This is a genomic window from Tritonibacter aquimaris, assembly GCF_009617595.1.
Lineage (GTDB): Bacteria > Pseudomonadota > Alphaproteobacteria > Rhodobacterales > Rhodobacteraceae > Epibacterium > Epibacterium aquimaris.
The window spans coordinates 431,966-447,586 of sequence record NZ_WIXK01000001.1 but is presented as its reverse complement, the minus strand read 5'-3'; the positions used below and the strand labels follow the sequence as shown (position 1 = coordinate 447,586).

At 55.3% G+C, this 15,621-nt stretch carries 16 protein-coding genes; 8 read left to right on the top strand and 8 right to left on the bottom strand.

The features are described 5' to 3' along the window. Positions 1–9 precede the first annotated feature (9 nt). Entirely contained in the window at positions 10–933 is a 924-nt protein-coding gene (locus GG681_RS02145; RefSeq protein ID WP_153544591.1) for a methylenetetrahydrofolate reductase, read from the bottom strand. Between the two features lie 25 nt (positions 934–958). Continuing rightward, entirely contained in the window at positions 959–1,255 is a 297-nt protein-coding gene (locus GG681_RS02140; RefSeq protein WP_153544589.1) for a virulence factor, read from the bottom strand. A gap of 287 nt (positions 1,256–1,542) precedes the next feature. Here GG681_RS02140 and GG681_RS02135 point away from each other — a divergent pair, with 287 nt between their 5' ends. Both GG681_RS02135 and GG681_RS02130 read left to right on the top strand, forming a co-directional pair. Further along, positions 1,543–2,655, top strand: a complete 1,113-nt coding sequence (locus GG681_RS02135; RefSeq protein ID WP_153544587.1) for a Ppx/GppA phosphatase family protein — start codon at positions 1,543–1,545, stop codon at positions 2,653–2,655. 68 nt (positions 2,656–2,723) lie between these two features. After that, entirely contained in the window at positions 2,724–3,452 is a 729-nt protein-coding gene (locus GG681_RS02130) for an RlmE family RNA methyltransferase (protein WP_153544585.1), read from the top strand. Positions 3,453–3,462: 10 nt separating this feature from the next. Here GG681_RS02130 and GG681_RS02125 read toward each other — a convergent pair whose 3' ends face one another. Further along, positions 3,463–3,618, bottom strand: coding sequence for a hypothetical protein (locus tag GG681_RS02125; RefSeq protein ID WP_153544583.1), 156 nt, complete (start codon positions 3,616–3,618; stop codon positions 3,463–3,465). A 123-nt stretch (positions 3,619–3,741) separates the two neighbouring features. After that, positions 3,742–4,599, bottom strand: a complete 858-nt coding sequence (locus tag GG681_RS02120; RefSeq protein WP_153544581.1) for a YihY/virulence factor BrkB family protein — start codon at positions 4,597–4,599, stop codon at positions 3,742–3,744. Between the two features lie 126 nt (positions 4,600–4,725). On the opposite strand from GG681_RS02120, the gene GG681_RS02115 reads away from it, so the two are divergent. The 4 genes from GG681_RS02115 (at position 4,726) to GG681_RS02100 (ending at position 9,175) form a co-directional block, all read left to right on the top strand. Then, positions 4,726–5,382, top strand: a complete 657-nt coding sequence (locus tag GG681_RS02115) for an ABC transporter ATP-binding protein (RefSeq protein WP_328593232.1) — start codon at positions 4,726–4,728, stop codon at positions 5,380–5,382. A gap of 464 nt (positions 5,383–5,846) precedes the next feature. After that, positions 5,847–7,721, top strand: coding sequence for an FtsX-like permease family protein (locus GG681_RS17855; RefSeq protein ID WP_235899696.1), 1,875 nt, complete (start codon positions 5,847–5,849; stop codon positions 7,719–7,721). Next, the gene (locus GG681_RS02105; RefSeq protein WP_328593231.1) at positions 7,711–8,754 is read left to right on the top strand and encodes a lipocalin-like domain-containing protein; all 1,044 of its coding nucleotides are present in this window, start codon (positions 7,711–7,713) and stop codon (positions 8,752–8,754) included. The genes GG681_RS17855 and GG681_RS02105 overlap by 11 nt, the downstream gene beginning before the upstream one ends. A gap of 70 nt (positions 8,755–8,824) precedes the next feature. Next, a complete protein-coding gene (locus GG681_RS02100; protein WP_153544575.1) occupies positions 8,825–9,175 on the top strand; it encodes a DUF6614 family protein in 351 nt (116 codons plus the stop codon). A 33-nt stretch (positions 9,176–9,208) separates the two neighbouring features. On the opposite strand, the gene GG681_RS02095 is transcribed toward GG681_RS02100, so the two are convergent. The 3 genes from GG681_RS02095 to GG681_RS02085 all read right to left on the bottom strand — a co-directional run bounded on the left by GG681_RS02095 (position 9,209) and on the right by GG681_RS02085 (position 12,644). After that, a complete protein-coding gene (locus tag GG681_RS02095; protein ID WP_153544573.1) occupies positions 9,209–10,678 on the bottom strand; it encodes a carboxypeptidase M32 in 1,470 nt (489 codons plus the stop codon). A gap of 3 nt (positions 10,679–10,681) precedes the next feature. Then, complete coding sequence (ctaA, locus tag GG681_RS02090) at positions 10,682–11,827, bottom strand: heme A synthase (protein ID WP_153544571.1); 1,146 nt, start codon at positions 11,825–11,827, stop codon at positions 10,682–10,684. A 70-nt stretch (positions 11,828–11,897) separates the two neighbouring features. Beyond that, on the bottom strand, positions 11,898–12,644 hold the full coding sequence (locus GG681_RS02085; RefSeq protein ID WP_153544569.1) for an RNA methyltransferase: 747 nt from the start codon (positions 12,642–12,644) through the stop codon (positions 11,898–11,900). Positions 12,645–12,808: 164 nt separating this feature from the next. Here GG681_RS02085 and GG681_RS02080 point away from each other — a divergent pair, with 164 nt between their 5' ends. After that, positions 12,809–13,447, top strand: coding sequence for a thiamine phosphate synthase (locus tag GG681_RS02080; RefSeq protein WP_153544567.1), 639 nt, complete (start codon positions 12,809–12,811; stop codon positions 13,445–13,447). On the opposite strand, the gene GG681_RS02075 is transcribed toward GG681_RS02080, so the two are convergent. Next, positions 13,442–14,491, bottom strand: coding sequence for a hypothetical protein (locus GG681_RS02075; RefSeq protein ID WP_153544565.1), 1,050 nt, complete (start codon positions 14,489–14,491; stop codon positions 13,442–13,444). The genes GG681_RS02080 and GG681_RS02075 overlap by 6 nt on opposite strands. Before the next feature lie 221 nt (positions 14,492–14,712). Here GG681_RS02075 and GG681_RS02070 point away from each other — a divergent pair, with 221 nt between their 5' ends. Then, positions 14,713–15,618: a PfkB family carbohydrate kinase gene (locus GG681_RS02070; protein WP_153544563.1), complete on the top strand. Its 906-nt coding sequence runs from the start codon at positions 14,713–14,715 to the stop codon at positions 15,616–15,618. The last annotated feature ends 3 nt before the right edge of the window (positions 15,619–15,621 follow it).

Below are 15,621 nucleotides of genomic sequence, written 5' to 3'. Positions count from 1 at the left end.
AGCTGATCCTTAGGAGTTCACAGGTTTTGCGGCGTCGCCACCATTGTTCATGGCCCAAGTTGCATTGGTTTTAATGCCGCCCAGTGGGAAGAAATGCACTTTTTCGATACCAAACTCGGGGTTGGCTGCCTTGTGCGCTGCAAGATCTGCAAGGATCTCACCCGGCTCATGCGGCAACAGCAGTTTGGAGACGTCTTTAGCACGTTTCTGCAGCACTTTCAGCGACGGCCCTACCCCACAAGCGATTGCGAATTTGATCATGGTCTGCAGTTTCGCAGGACCTGCAATCCCGATGTGAACCGGAATATTCAGACCGCGCTCCTTCATCCCGTCCACCCATTCGATGACCGGCTGCGCCTCAAAACAGAACTGTGTCGCAAGCGCCATGCTGGCATCGGTGCGCTTGGAGAACTCTTGTTTCCAGTCCAGTGCCGCATAGGTGTTGGCGCGCCCACCATTCGGGTCGATATCGGCGTTGGGTTCTGGGTGGCCTGCAACGTGCAGATTGCTAAAGCCTGCTTTGTCAAACAGACCGGTTTCCAGAAGCTGCATCGACGAGTGAAAATCGCCATGCGGATTGGCAACGCCCCCAGCCAGGATCAAACCCTGTTTCACATCCGCTTCGCCCTGATATTGGGCAATCCAATCCGCCAGCGTCGCTTCATCTTTGATGATACGCGCCGGGAAATGGGGCATAACATCATAGCCTTCGCCTTTGATGCGCTTGGCCGTGGCCACCATATCTTCAATGGGTGTGCCCTCGATATGCGCGATGTACACGCGGGTTCCCTTTGGCAGCAAGTCGCGGAAATCATCAACTTTTGCGGCAGTACGCGGCATGACCTCAATGGAGTACCCTTGCAAAAAGGCTTCCATTTCAGGACTGACGGTTTGTACCTCAGTGTCGCGTCTCATAAAGTTCAGCACAGCCATCAAGACCTCCCCTATAGAATTGGGCTTAAGCCCGCCCATCATTGGCGATCAGCGCTTTCAGACGCTCTCGATCATATTCAGTCTCCAGACGTTCGACTTCGGCGGTGGCAATATCTTCTGCCTCACCTTCAACCGTAAAGGGGTCAGCTTTGCGCCATTCCGCAAGATAGGCATCTGCGTCCTTGGCACCAACTTTCATGGCAGCCCGGTCAATGGCTTGCTCGAAACGCTCGTGCAGCACCTTTTTGGTGCCGCGTCTGCCTTTCCCAACAATGACCTGCGCTGGAATATCGCGCCAATATACAATTGTGACGTCGGGCATGTTCCCTGATCCCCTTAACTATCTGGGTATTTTTAAGTTCTAACCAACGCTGTGCGCCGTCGACTGTCATTTTTCGACACGACGCGAGATGTGAGCGACCTTTTGCATAACTGAACTACGAGGTTTACAGCTCGAAAGCCAGACTGAGGCTTTTCAATACGTTTCGCATTTGAGTGGTGCCGCCGAAGAAATCCCATCAAATCAACCAGATTATCCCTGTGCCAACTTGCACAGCGGTGATGCGCGACATATTCTTATCTTAACACGATAATCGGAGGGCGTGAATCATGGCGCCCAGGCGTTCAAAAGGTGCGCGTGCGTTTCCCCGCGCGGTTGAAACCCTCGCACCGGCCCGCCCTGATCCTGATGCGCTATATGCGGCGCTGGATCTGGGAACAAACAGTTGCAGGATGCTCATTGCCCAACCCAAGGGCAGCGGGTTTCATGTGGTAGACAGCTTTTCCAAATCGGTGCAGCTAGGCGCCGGGCTGGAGAAGTCTGAACGCTTGTCGCGTGGCTCAATGTCACGCACTATTCAGGCGCTGCGCATCTGTCAGAAAAAGCTAAAACGCCACAAAGTGCGCAATATGCGCCTTGTAGCAACCGAAGCCTGCCGCCGCGCACGCAATGCGCGGGATTTCATCCATCAGGTCAAACGCGAAACCGGTCTTAAGCTTGAAATCATCAAGCCAGAAGAAGAAGCGCGCCTGGCCGTGATCTCCTGTGCGCCGCTGGTGTCCACCAAAACAGAACAGCTGCTGGTGGTTGATATCGGTGGTGGCTCTACTGAACTGGTGTGGATTGATCTGTCATCCGTGCCGCGCCGGGATCGCCCCAGCGCCATTATGCGGCTGCAATCGGGCTTTCACAGCAACGACACGCCTTTCCCTGCGGCCAAGGTGGTGGATTGGATCAGCGTACCTTTGGGCGTTGCCACATTGCGCGATCAATTCAACGATGTGGAAGATGACTCTGCCCGCTTTGCGTTGATGAGCTGGTATTTTGAAGAATGCCTTGCAGATTTTGCCCCATATAAGAACGAACAGCTGCGTGAGGGCTTTCAGATTGTTGGCACATCTGGCACCGTAACAACGGTCGCCGCGTCGCATTTGGGGCTTAAACGCTATGATCGCACCAAGGTGGATGGTCTGCGCATGACGTCTGACCAGATTGACAAAGTGATACGAGGTTATCTAGACCTCGGCCCCAGCGGTCGCCGCAGTGATCCACGCATTGGCGATGATCGTCAGGCGTTGATTATGTCGGGATCGGCGATTTTGCAGACTTTGCTGCGCTGCTGGCCGACGGATCGGCTGTCGGTTGCGGATCGGGGCCTGCGCGAAGGGCTGCTTTATGCGCAGATGAGCGCCAATGGCGTTCTGGAAGATGGGCCGTTCTGAGCCTGACGAATATGTAGAATTTAAACAGCACCGCAGCGCCAGACGCGCTGCCTGCAATGGTTGAGACAATGGCAAAAACACCAACTGGCAAAAATAACTCTGGGCGCGGCATGCGCGATCTCAAGGTTAAGGTCAAAACCGCACGCGGTCGCACGATGAGCTCAACCCTCTGGCTGCAGCGGCAGCTGAATGATCCTTATGTGCGCCGCGCGCAGCAGGAAGGCTACCGTGGGCGTGCTGCCTTTAAGATTATGGAACTGGACGATAAATACCGCTTTCTCGTGCCAGGAGCCCGAGTGGTAGATCTGGGCTGCGCCCCCGGCGGCTGGAGCCAGGTTGCGGTGAAACGCATCAATTCGCTCGGGGAGCGCGCCGGTAAATCCGTTGGCCGCATCGTTGGCGTCGACTTGCAAGAGATTGAGCCGCTGGCGGGCGCTGAACTGCATCAGCTCGATTTCATGTCCGATGGTGCGGATGATCAGGTCAAGGAGTGGCTTGGCGGCCGCGCGGATGTGGTGATGTCAGATATGGCCGCATCAAGCTCCGGCCACAAGCAGACCGACCACCTGCGCATTATGTCACTGTGTGAAACTGCGGCCTACTTTGCCTTCGACGTGCTCGAAGAAGGCGGCACATTTGTGGCCAAGGTTCTGGCCGGTGGTGCCGAAGGGGAGCTGCAAAAGCTTTTGAAACAGAAATTCACTAAGGTTGCCAACGTCAAACCACCCTCCTCACGTTCTGACAGCTCAGAAAAATTCGTGGTGGCAATGGGATACCGCGGCTCTGATGCGTCCTGACGGAACTGGATCACATCCGGCGCAGTGAATGGGCCGCCGTGTCGCGCTGCAACTTAGAGAGATCTTCATCATCATTGCTCAGCCGCCAGATGGCTGGGCGCTGCTCTGCGCGCGGTGCGGCCACAACGGATTTGATCGCGTTCAGGGTCAGTGCAACGATGGACATAACAAGCTCTCCTGGCTCTTAACTGCTTCTCCTTTAGTGTTTGAACAATGAGTGTGGACAGGTAATGGCCCAATTAAGGCGGGCCCGCCTTATTGTCTCTTTTTTCGAAACGATCCGTGTATTTTACGGGGTTTTGACGCGCGCTTGGCGCATTTCAACCAAAACGCCATTAAATTCCGCCCCCAGTATCAAGATAGCCGCGTTGAGATAGAGAAACACCAGCGCGACCATCGCGCCGGCCAAACCGGCATATGTCGCTGAATACTGCGCAAAACCGCTGACATAGATGGCAAACCCAATGCCGCCCAGCCACCACAGCACAAAGGTCACAATCACCCCCGGCGCGATTTCGCGTAACCCATGAAACCGGTGCGGCAGAACCAAATGGCACAGCGTCACCCCAATCAACGGCAACGCGATCACCAAACCACCGCTCAGCCCGTTTTGCCATTGCTCCACCCAGTGCTGCGGAACTCCCAGCGCCACCACGTCCAATTGGGTTAGTACCAGTGGCAACAATAGTTCAAACACCGCAGCGGCCAAAATGCCCAAACCACCCAACAACACCAAGCCGATACAGATCAGGCGGCTCTTCCAATAGGCGCGCGCATCTTCTTCGTGATAGGCGGACACCATCGCCAGCCGCACCGCATCCACCCCGTTTGAGGCAAAATAAAGCGTCACCAAGCCACTAAAGGTCACCAGCCGCAGACCAGAGTTTTCCAAAACCGCTAGAACCTCCTGCTGGATCGGCTGGGATACGGCCGCTGGCCAGGCCCCAAACACCAGATCCATCACCGCATTCAGATCAAAAGACTGGCGCGACAGCTCCGCCAAAGCCCCCGCAAGCGAGACCGTAAACAGCACAAATGGAAACAACGCCATCATCATCGACATGGCGATATGGCTGCTCAGCACCCAGCCGCGTTTGCCAGAAAACCGCGCAAGCGCGCGCCAGAAAGCTCTGATCAGAATTTTCATGGCAAAAGCCCCCCTATTTTACGCGACCAACAGCTGTACAAATCATTGCGACATTAGCTATTTTTCCTTTCATTTCAATCACAGCGTCCTATCCCTAAGGAAGGCCAACACCCGCTGGAGCGCATCGTGACTCTCAAAATAAGCCATGTTCAAAAGTCCTATTCCATTGGGGGCGAGAAAAAGACGGTTCTACAGGATGTGTCCTTGCAGCTTGCCGCTGGGGAAACCCTGGCTTTGACCGGAGAAAGTGGCTCAGGCAAAAGCACGCTTTTACATCTGGCGGCCGCTCTTGACGATTGCGAAAGTGGCGATATTTCTGTTTGTGGTCAGAAACTTACCGGCCTAAGCGAAAAATCCCGCGCCAAGCTCAGACGTGATGTGATCGCGGTGGTGTTTCAACAGTTCAATCTGGTGCCTTCGCTTTCGGTCTGGGACAATGTTGCGTTGCAGGCGCGAATGGGCAACCGATTTGATCCCGATTGGTGTGCTGAACTTTGCGCGTCCCTTGGTCTTGCGGATCTGCGCAATCACTTTCCAGACCAGCTTTCGGGCGGACAACAACAGCGGGTTGCCATCGCACGCGCGATGGCCTTGCGCCCTGCCCTGATGCTTGCGGATGAGCCGACCGGAAACCTTGATGAAGCCACCAGCGCAACCGTGATGGACAATCTTCTGGAGCTCGTGGAGCAAGAAAACACCGCATTGTTGCTCGTGACCCATTCTGAAGCGATCGCCAACCGCCTAAGCCGCCGCCTGCATTTGAGCAATGGGATGCTCGCATGATATGGGCCGCAGCGAGGGCGCTTTTGTCGCATTGGCGGCGCGCACTGGTTCAGCTTGTTGCTATAGTCTTTGGTCTGGCGCTGTCGACCGCGCTCTGGTCGGCGGTTCAGGCGATCAACGCCGCCGCGCGTTACAGCTATGCACAGGCAGAAAGCCAATTAAATTCAGCGTCATATGATGTGTTGCTGCCAAAAAATTCTGACCACATAGCGCTCTCTCGCTATGTTGATCTGCGGCGTCAGGGCTATGCGGTATCCCCGGTTTGGGAGCGCAATGCACCACAAGCCATTATGGCGATCGATATGCTGAGCCATCCCATACTCAGCTCGCTTGAACCAAGCGAGGAAGCGCAGTTTTCGCTCAAGACGCTGCCGGTTTTAGCCCACCCCGAAACCGAAATTGCGCCAGAACTGAACCTTTCGAATATTAATCGCAATGACGCCATCGCCCCTGGTTTGCTTTTGATGGATTTTGCCCGCGCACAAGAGCTGTTTGGCGAGATCAGCACACTCAGCTATCTGATTGTTACGGCACCCCTTTCTGATATCCCCGAGGATCTTCGCTATCAAGCGTCTGCACCGCTGCTCTCTCCGGCTGAACTGACCGATAGTTTCCACCTGAACCTCACCGCTTTTGGGCTATTGGCCTTTGTTGTTGGACTGTTCATTGTCCAAAGCACGATTAAGCTCGCGCTTGAACATCGACGCCCAGTCATCCGCACGCTACGCAGTATAGGTTTACCACTGAAGCAATTGATTTCATTGCTCACGCTTGAACTTGGCTTCTTTGCCCTCATCGGCGGCGGGCTTGGGTTGGTATTGGGGCATGTTATCGCCTCGGCCCTGTTGCCCGGCGTGAATGCAACGTTGACAGATCTATACGATGCACCTGCGGTTGGGCAGCTTACGGCGCAGGCGTCCTGGGCATTGTCCGGTTTTTTCATGACTTTAGCAGGAACATTTATAGCAGGAGCAACATCGCTCTGGCAGATCTACAAACTGCCGGTACTGCAAGGCCCTGCTTTCAGCGCAAGGGGGCAAGCTGCACAACAAATCCGCAACCGTGGCTTTTTCATCGGCCTAGCCTTGGTGATCTTTGCACCACTCACTCTGCTCTCCAACACCTTGATTGCGGGTTTTATACTGATGGGAGCAATCCTGCTCGGCGCGGTACTGATGTTGCCACGCATTCTATCAGCACTGCTGACGATGTTCCTGGCTTGGGCCCTGCCGGGACTGGCGCAGTGGTTCTGGGCAGACATGCGGGCACAGCTTGTCAATCTCAGCGTTCCTTTGATGGCACTATCACTTGCAATCGCGGCCAATATCGGCGTGGAAACAATGACATCCAGCTTCCGGCTCACCTTTGTAGGCTGGATAAATCAACGCTTTGATGCTGACCTCTATATTCCGATCACAGACGCTGATGACGGCGCAGAACTACAGCGCTGGCTGGGGGCAGAAAACATCCGTAACCGCCAGCTTTATAGCGCGGATCTCCCCTCAGCCGCGCATCCAACCCGGATCTGGGGCATTGTAAAAGACCCGTCCTACGCACAGCATTGGCCAATGATCGCAGAAGCCAAGGACAGCTGGGCCCGCCTGCATCGGGGACAGGGTGCGATGATAAACGAGCAGATGGCGCGGGCACAAAATCTCTGGCCTGGTGATCAATTGATGCAAAATCCGCCGCTTGTGGTACTGGGTGTCTATCCTGACTACGGCAACCCATCGCATCAGATCATGATGTCACATACGGTTGCACGGCAGATCTCACCTGAAATTTCACTGTCTAGCATCGCAATCCATACAGATGATAAAAATCGTATTATCAAAGCGATAAACGAATTACCTAACTTAGGAATAAGTACTGTTCTCGACCAGGATCAAATCCGCAACCAATCGATCCGGGTCTTTGATCAGACCTTTGTTATCACTGCAGCGCTCAACATACTGACCCTTGGTGTTGCTGGGTTTGCGCTACTCACAAGCTTCCTCGCGTTGTGGAACCAGCGTCTGCCACAGATTGCGCCTCTTTGGGCGATGGGAGTGCCAATGTCGCAAATTGCGCAGATTGATATGATCCGCAGCCTTGGTCTTGCGCTGTTTACTGCGATCCTCTCTGTGCCGCTTGGCCTCGTGCTCGCATGGGTATTGCTGGCCGTCACAAATGTACTGGCCTTTGGCTGGCAGTTGCCCATGTATCTCTTCCCACTCGTTTGGGGGAAAACGGTTGTGCTCGCGCTATGTGCGGCTGCACTCGCCTGTCTGCCCGGCGCGTTGCGGCTCAGACGGTTGTCTCCTTCCACTTTGCTCAAGGTGTTTTCCAGTGAACGTTAAAACGCTGATATCACTGCTATTGCTGCTCCCGTCTCTTGGCTTGGCGCAGGGGTTTGCGGGCCTCGGACAAGGTCAGGACGGGTTTTCCAAACCCGAACGCGGCGCAGCATTTTCATTCCCCCGAGATCATGGAGCGCACCCTGATTTTCGTATTGAATGGTGGTACTTAACCGCAAACCTTAAAGATGCATCAGGCCGAGATCTGGGCGTACAGTGGACGTTATTTCGCTCGGCGACGGAGCCCTTTGAACAGCTCGATTGGCAAAGCCCACAGTTTTGGCTGGCCCATGCCGCACTCACCACACCTGACGCCCACTATCACGCAGAAAAACTCTCACGTGGAGGGATTGGCCAAGCCGGTGTTATTGCTGATCCCTTTGCGGCTTGGATCGATGATTGGCAAATGGCGGGCCAGGATTTCAATCACCTTACCCTGCGCGCCACCGGTGATCGGTTTTCCTATGATTTGACGCTCAAAGCTGATGGCCCATTGGTGTTTCAGGGTGATCAGGGATATTCGGTCAAATCAAGCCAGGGGCAGGCAAGCTATTACTACTCACAACCGCATTTTAAGGTCAGTGGCCAAGTGGTTGAAAACGGTGAGATCATTGATGTTACCGGCACCGCCTGGCTTGATCGGGAATGGTCCAGCCAACCGCTTGCGGCGGATCAAAGCGGTTGGGATTGGTTTTCACTGAACTTTGACGATGGCAGCAAACTGATGGGATTTGTACTACGTGGCGCAGGTGAGAATTTCACCTCAGGTACATGGATTGATGCGGATGGCGGCGCGACCCCATTGCCGCATGGTGCATTTCAGGCCGCGCCCCGCGCATACGCATGGGATAAAAACAAAAACATTCCAACGACATGGAACGTAAAGCTTCCGCAGAAGGACGTTGATATTTCTGTCAGCGCGCTCAACCCAGGCAGTTGGATGGACACGCGTTTTTCCTATTGGGAGGGGCCGGTGCAGATCAGCGGCAGCCACCGCGGGCGCGGATATCTTGAAATGACGGGCTATCCAGACTGAAGCGCTTTACCAAGTGATAAGAGAGTTAGCGTTATAGTTGCGCGATGTTCAATCAACGGGAGAGGCCCCGATGAATCTTTATCACTGCTCCATCGATCTGGTGCATGAAGCCAAGGCGCTGGCCTTTGCCAATGCGGTTGAGCAATGGATGAATTATCTAAAGGAACGTGGCACCGTGCAGGACTGGCGCCTGATGCGCCGCAAACTTGCACTGGCAAGCGGCAACTGCCGCGATTTCCTGCTTGAGGTCGAGTTCGACAATATGACCCAGCTCGACAGTGCGTTTCAGGTCCTGGGCGAAAGCGATGAGGATGTGGAGCGGCTTTATGCGGGCGTGTCATCCCTGATTGCAAAAGTGGACGTTGGGCTATACCGCCCCTTCCCCGATCCCGAACGCGCAGAGCGTATGGCGCTGGTTTAAAAGAAAAAGCCGGGCAATTGGCCCGGCTTTTGTTCAAAGATCGTAGAGATCTGAAAACTTTGTTTTCAAATAGCTGATCAGCGGTGCGTGGCTTGGTGTTACGCCGCTGGCATGTTTGATGGTTTCAACCGGGCTGCGCAGCCCGCCATGTTGTTGCAGGTTTTCCCGCAGCCACCCTGTTGCGGCAGCTGTATCGCCTTTGGCCAGATCCGCATCCAAGCCTGGAACCGCATTTCGCAGCGCCTCATACAGGCAGCCGGAATAGACGTTGCCCAGCGAGTATGTCGGGAAATAGCCAAACAGGCCAACAGACCAATGCACATCCTGCAGGCAACCATTAGACGGTTTGTCCACACTATAGCCAAAATCAGCGGCAAAACGCGCGTTCCACGCCTCTTCCAGATTTTTGACCTCCAAATCATCCTGCATCAACGCGCATTCCAGATCAAAACGCAGCATCACATGCAGATTATACTGCAGCTCATCGGCCTCAGTGCGGATATAGCCATTTTGCACTGCGTTGACGGTCTTATAAAACGCATCCGGGTTATCCACGCCGAAATCACCAAAGCGCGCACGCATCTGTTCAAACAGCCACCCGGTAAAGGCGCGGCTACGGCCGAGCTGGTTTTCATAGATCCGGCTCTGGCTTTCGTGCACACCCATCGACACCCCGCGACCCAGAGGTGTCAGCAGATAATCGCGTGAGATGTTTTGCTCATAGCAGGCGTGGCCAACCTCATGAATTGTTGAGTAAAAACAATTAAATGGGTCGCTCTCGCTGGTGCGGGTGGTGATGCGCACATCAAGCCCGCTGCCCGATGAAAACGGATGCACCGCTTTATCAAGGCGACCATGCGACAGGTCATAGCCAAAGCTTTCGGCCAGCGTAGTGGCAAGCGCCATCTGGTCGGCCGCATCAAAGCGACCTTGCAGAGGTTTAGGCGCGGGCTGCTCCAGCACCGCCGCGCGCAACGCCACCAGCTCCGGGCGCATTGCATCAAAAATCGCAGCGATTTCCGCAGCAGTGGTGCCCGGCTCATAGTCCTGGATCATAGCGTCGTAAACATCGCCGCCATCCGCCAGTGCTGCACCTTCTTCACGCTTAAGGGCAACCACCTCTTCGAGCACTGGCACAAAGGCCGCAACATCTTCATTGGCGCGAGCTTCGGCCCATTTGCCCTGCGCCTCTGATGTCACGCGCGCAAGCGTGCTTGCCAGCTCGGCAGGGACCTTTACAGCCCGGTCATAGCTGCGGCGGATATGATGAATCTGTGCCGTTTCAACATCATTTTCAGGCTCAACCTGTTGCAGCCACTCAGCAATCTTGGGATCGCTGCGGCGGGCGTGCAAAACCGTTTCCAACGCCGCCATTTCCGCGCCCCGTTGCGAAGCCGCACCGCGGGGCATCACGGTTTCCTGATCCCAGCCAAGACGGCCTGCCACCTGTGACAGCGCCTCAGTATCGCGCTGAAACGCCATCAATTCATCAAATGCACGCATAACTTATTGATCCTTAATTGAAACAGCCTTCGGATAACCCGACAAAAACCGCGCCCGCAGGATCAGCACCCAGAGCAGAACCGCAACCAGCTGGTGGGTAATCGCCACATGCACATGCGCAGCTTGCAGCACCGTGACAATCCCAAGCATAAGTTGCAAGCCCATCGCGGCAATCACGCAGTTAAAGGCAAACCGAGTTGAGGCATGCGCGCTTTTTTGGCCCCGACGCCAGACGATCACTGCAAAGATCACCAAGAGATAGCCGCTCATCCGGTGGATAAACTGTACAAGTCCCGGATTTTCAACAAAATTAACCCACAAGGGTTCCAGATCAAACGCCTGTGGCGGGAAGAACTGACCGTTCATCAAAGGCCAATCGGTGAAAGAGCGTCCTGCATCAATACCGGCAACCAATGCGCCCAACAGGATCTGAAGCATCGAAAAATGCAAAAGCCCGGTGGCTAGGCTGAACTGTTTTGCCTCCTTGGCCCGACGTGCCTGCATCAGATCACGCTCGCTGCGTGAAAGACCAAGCATGGCCCAGGTGATGAAGCCAAGGATCAGAAACGCAAGCCCGAGATGCACCGCAAGACGGTAGGAAGCAACCGTTGTCACCCCTTCACCCTGGGTCACGCCAGAATGGACCATCCACCAGCCGATCGCGCCCTGAACACCGCCCAGCAGCCCTGGTATTGCAAGACGCATGCCCCAACCGGTTGGGATCTTGCGCAATAATGCAAAACCAGCAAAACCCACAAACCACACAAGCCCGATGATACGGCCAAGCTGGCGATGCCCCCATTCCCACCAATAGATCTGTTTAAAATCAGCAAGTTCCATCCACTGATTGTCGATCGCCCATTGGTCAATCTGTTTGTATTTATCAAATTCCGATTGCCAGTCTTCGGCTGACAGGGGCGGGATCGCGCCTGTAACTGGCCGCCACTCGGTGATTGATAGACCGCTGTCGGTCAGCCGGGTCAGGCCACCAACCGCGATCATCGCCACCACCAGCGCAAAGAGCACGCCGAGCCAGATCCGAATGGCAAAGCGTGCGCCGCTGTTATCGCGCTCCAAAAGGCCGGATTGGGGTGTCGCCTTCTCCGCCTTGGAGCCGTCAACCTCTTCAAAAATACTGCGTTTGCTCATGCTCGCCTCATGTCATTTCGCACATAGCTAGGGCGCGTGGCCCGTCACGTCCAGTCCGCAGACATGCAGATCAGTCGCCTTTTTCTTTCCAGCGGACCATCTGCCGCATCACCCCATGCAGCATCTGCACATCGGCACGGGTCAGGCGCATGCGGCTCCAGAGGTTGCGAAACACCACTTTCATCCCCGGAGCCTTCTCCGGCGGGTAGAAATAACCGGCGTCTTCCAACCGATCCTCATAATGGGTCACAAGCGCCTCGATCTCCGCCCCGGTGGCCCAGTCAGATTTGCCGATTTCAAACACTTCATGCTCAATGGTTTCTGCCTGGCGGCGCCATTCATAGGCCGTCAGCAGCACACATTGGCCCAGATTGAGCGAGGCAAATTCCGGGTTGACCGGCACAGTGATAATTGCGTTTGCCTTGGCCACATCTTCGTTTTCAAGCCCGGCGCGTTCTGGGCCAAACAGCACAGCAACCTTTTCACCGGCTTTGATCTTGTCAGCGGCCAGTTTCATCGCCGCCTCAGGGCTATAGACCGGTTTTGTCAGCTCGCGCGGACGCGCGGTTGTGGCAAAGACAAATGTGCAATCATCCAGTGCCTCAGCCAGATCACCTGCAAGCTGTGCTTCATCCAGCAAACGCCCGGCGCCCGATGCCATTGCCACAGCCTTTTGGTTGGGCCAGCCATCGCGCGGAGCCACAATGCGCATCCGGTCGAGACCGAAATTCCACATGGCACGGGCGGCAGCACCGATGTTTTCACCCATCTGTGGGCGCACCAGAACAAAGGAAGGCTGAGGGGTTGGGTTTGGCATCACTGTCTCCGCAAAATCCGCTCTGCTCTACTGGTCCACAGGCTTGGGGGCAAGATCTGAGATGGTCCATTAGGATGTGAAACCTATCTTTTGGTGGGACAGATCCTTGCGTCTTGCCTCAAATCGGGTAAATACCGATCAATCATCAAACAGGAGCCCGCGGAATGGATAACCAGGCCCAAGAGCAGACAGAACAGCCCCAGGTCTATCTGATCTCACCGCCAAGCTTTGAATTGGCCCGTTTCAGCGAGCAGCTTTCGCGCGTCCTGGACGCCGTGGATGTGGCCTGTGTGCGCCTTGATCTGGCGAGCCGCGACGAAGACATGCTAAGCCGCGCAAGCGATGCGCTGCGTGAGGTGACCATTGCGCGCGATGTCGCTCTGGTAATTTCTGACCATCAGGTTCTGGCCGAACGGATGGGCCTTGATGGGGTACACCTGACCGATGCGTCCAAATCCGTGCGCACCGCGCGCAAGGCGCTTGGCAATGATGCCATCATTGGCAGCTTTTGCGGTGCATCCAGCCATGATGGCATGACCGCGGGCGAAGCCGGTGCGGATTACGTGTCCTTTGGCCCGATCGGCGCATCCGGCCTTGGCGATGGCGCGCAGGCAGAAGCGGATCTGTTTCAGTGGTGGTCTCAGATGATCGAGGTTCCGGTGGTCGCCGAAGGTGGCCTGACCGAAGACACCATCCGCAAGATTGCGCCCTTTACTGATTTCTTTGGCGTGGGCGATGAAATCTGGCGTTGCGAAGATCCGCTGGCCGCATTGCAGCGGTTCCAATCAGCAATGGGATCATAACGGCAGGCTTGAAAGCCCCAGATAAAGCGAAATACCACCAAGGGTGACGCTGACAGGCATGATCACCCTGCCCCGGTATTTCGCCCAACGTCCCAATTGCAGACCAATCACCACATAGGCCGCCAGCAGCAGCGCAGCCAAGCTGCCGATGAGCCCCAGCCCAAAGCCCGCGACCGCAGGAAACACCTGCGCCTGCGCAAGACCAACGTTTTTCAAAACCGCTGCAAACCCCAAGTTTTGCAAAGCGGCAAAGAAAAACAACGCCAGGCACCGTGCAAAATGCAATCTGCGCAGGGCAATATTATCCAGAAACAGCAAAGCAGCCAGCAGCGGCAAAGCCCAGATCAGCACCACGCGCGGTGGGATCAGCACATCATAAGAGATACAAACAAGCGCCACCGCAGCCCCCGCCAGCAAGGAACCGATCTGAACAAACAAAGAGGTCAGGCGGCCACTTTGCAAAAACATCGCAATTGCAAACAGCACATAGGGCAGTGTCATCACCTGTTGTTGGCCATCGCGCGCATAGTCGAGAAACACATCGACTTCCGCACGTGCAGCACCGCCCGAGAGCGCAATACTGGGTGTGCTTTGCCCGGCAGAGAAATAGCCGGAAAACGGATCATCTACCCCGTGCTGGCGCAAAACCATATCCCCAAGCCCAAAGGGCCAGTGAATACGAATTGAACCGGTGTTTGCGTTCTGTTGCGCACGTAGCGAAAGATAGACCACCTGTGGCGCATTGGGCTGATCAGGCCGGGTGAGCGTGATCCGCGTCAGATCAAACTCAAGCGGTTGTTGATCTGAGCCCTGCACCAGCTGATCAAACCGCAACTGCCAGGCATCAGACACGGCGTCTTTGACCGAGGTTTCCGGGCGCATAAGTTCGGCCACCAGATTTCGCGAAAGCTTCATCTCAACCGCGAGTTCACGCTCGTTGAGACGAAAATCAATCACCGTTGGCGCACCGTCTTGCGCAAAGGCCGCAACAGAACAAATCCCCCAAATGATCCAGCCGCAGAAAATCCGGTATATACCTGCCATGTGCTGCCTCATTTGCCCGATTTGTTGTTGATACCGAAATAGATCACCCAAACCACAGGTGATTATAGCGTGTCCCGTTAGGGTTGCACCAGCGCCAAAAACACCAGCAGGTGAGTGTTTTTACGCCCATAATCAAATAGATCAGCGCTTTAGCATTTATTTATTTCCCACGACTGTCGCAAGCAACTTGCGAAGGTGTTGAAAGGTTGCAATACGAAAGTATGAGCATGAATTCATCTTTAGCGACGCAGCACGTGGTCTGCATCGGGTCGGTTCTGTGGGACATTGTGGGCCGCAGCTCGCGCAATATGGCGCTATCCCATGACGTGCCCGGCCATATTGAACGCCGTCCCGGTGGTGTGGCACTGAATATAGCCATGGCACTGGCAAGCCAGAACCTGTCCTCCACCTTGCTGAGCGCGGTTGGTCAGGATCTGGATGGCTCTACGCTGGTTGATCAATGTATCGCAATGGGGCTTGGAACAGAACTGCTCTATCGCCCGACAGATCTGCCCACCGATCAATATATGGCGATAGAAGCAGAAAACGGGCTGGTTGCCGCCATTGCCGATGCGCATTCGCTTGAAAAAGCGGGCGACCACATTCTGGCACCGCTGTCAGATGGGCGTTTGGGCAGTGAGAAAGCGCCCTACGCTGGATTGGTGGCGCTTGATGGCAATCTGACCGCAGAGCTGCTGGATGAAATGTCCCAAAGCCCGCTGTTTTGCAACGCGGATCTACGCATTGCCCCGGCCTCTCCCGGTAAGGCAAAACGCCTGTTGCCCTTTGTCAAAAACAGCCGCGGAACGCTTTATGTGAATTTGATCGAAGCGGAAATCCTCTGCCAGCAGAAATTCGACAATAGCACACTGGCCGCCAAAGCCCTGCTTGCCAAAGGGGCCGCGCGGGTTCTGGTGACCGACGGCGGCCGCGATGCAAGCTTTGCCGATGCAGAAATCTGCGTATCCCACACACCGCCTGCAGTGACTGTCACACGTATTACCGGCGCGGGTGATACCTTTATGGCGGCCCATATCGCTGCTGAGGCCACCGGCGCGACCCCAGACATTGCTTTGCAGCGCGCACTGGAAAGTGCCGCGCGCTATGTTTCCGAAGGATCCTACTGAACC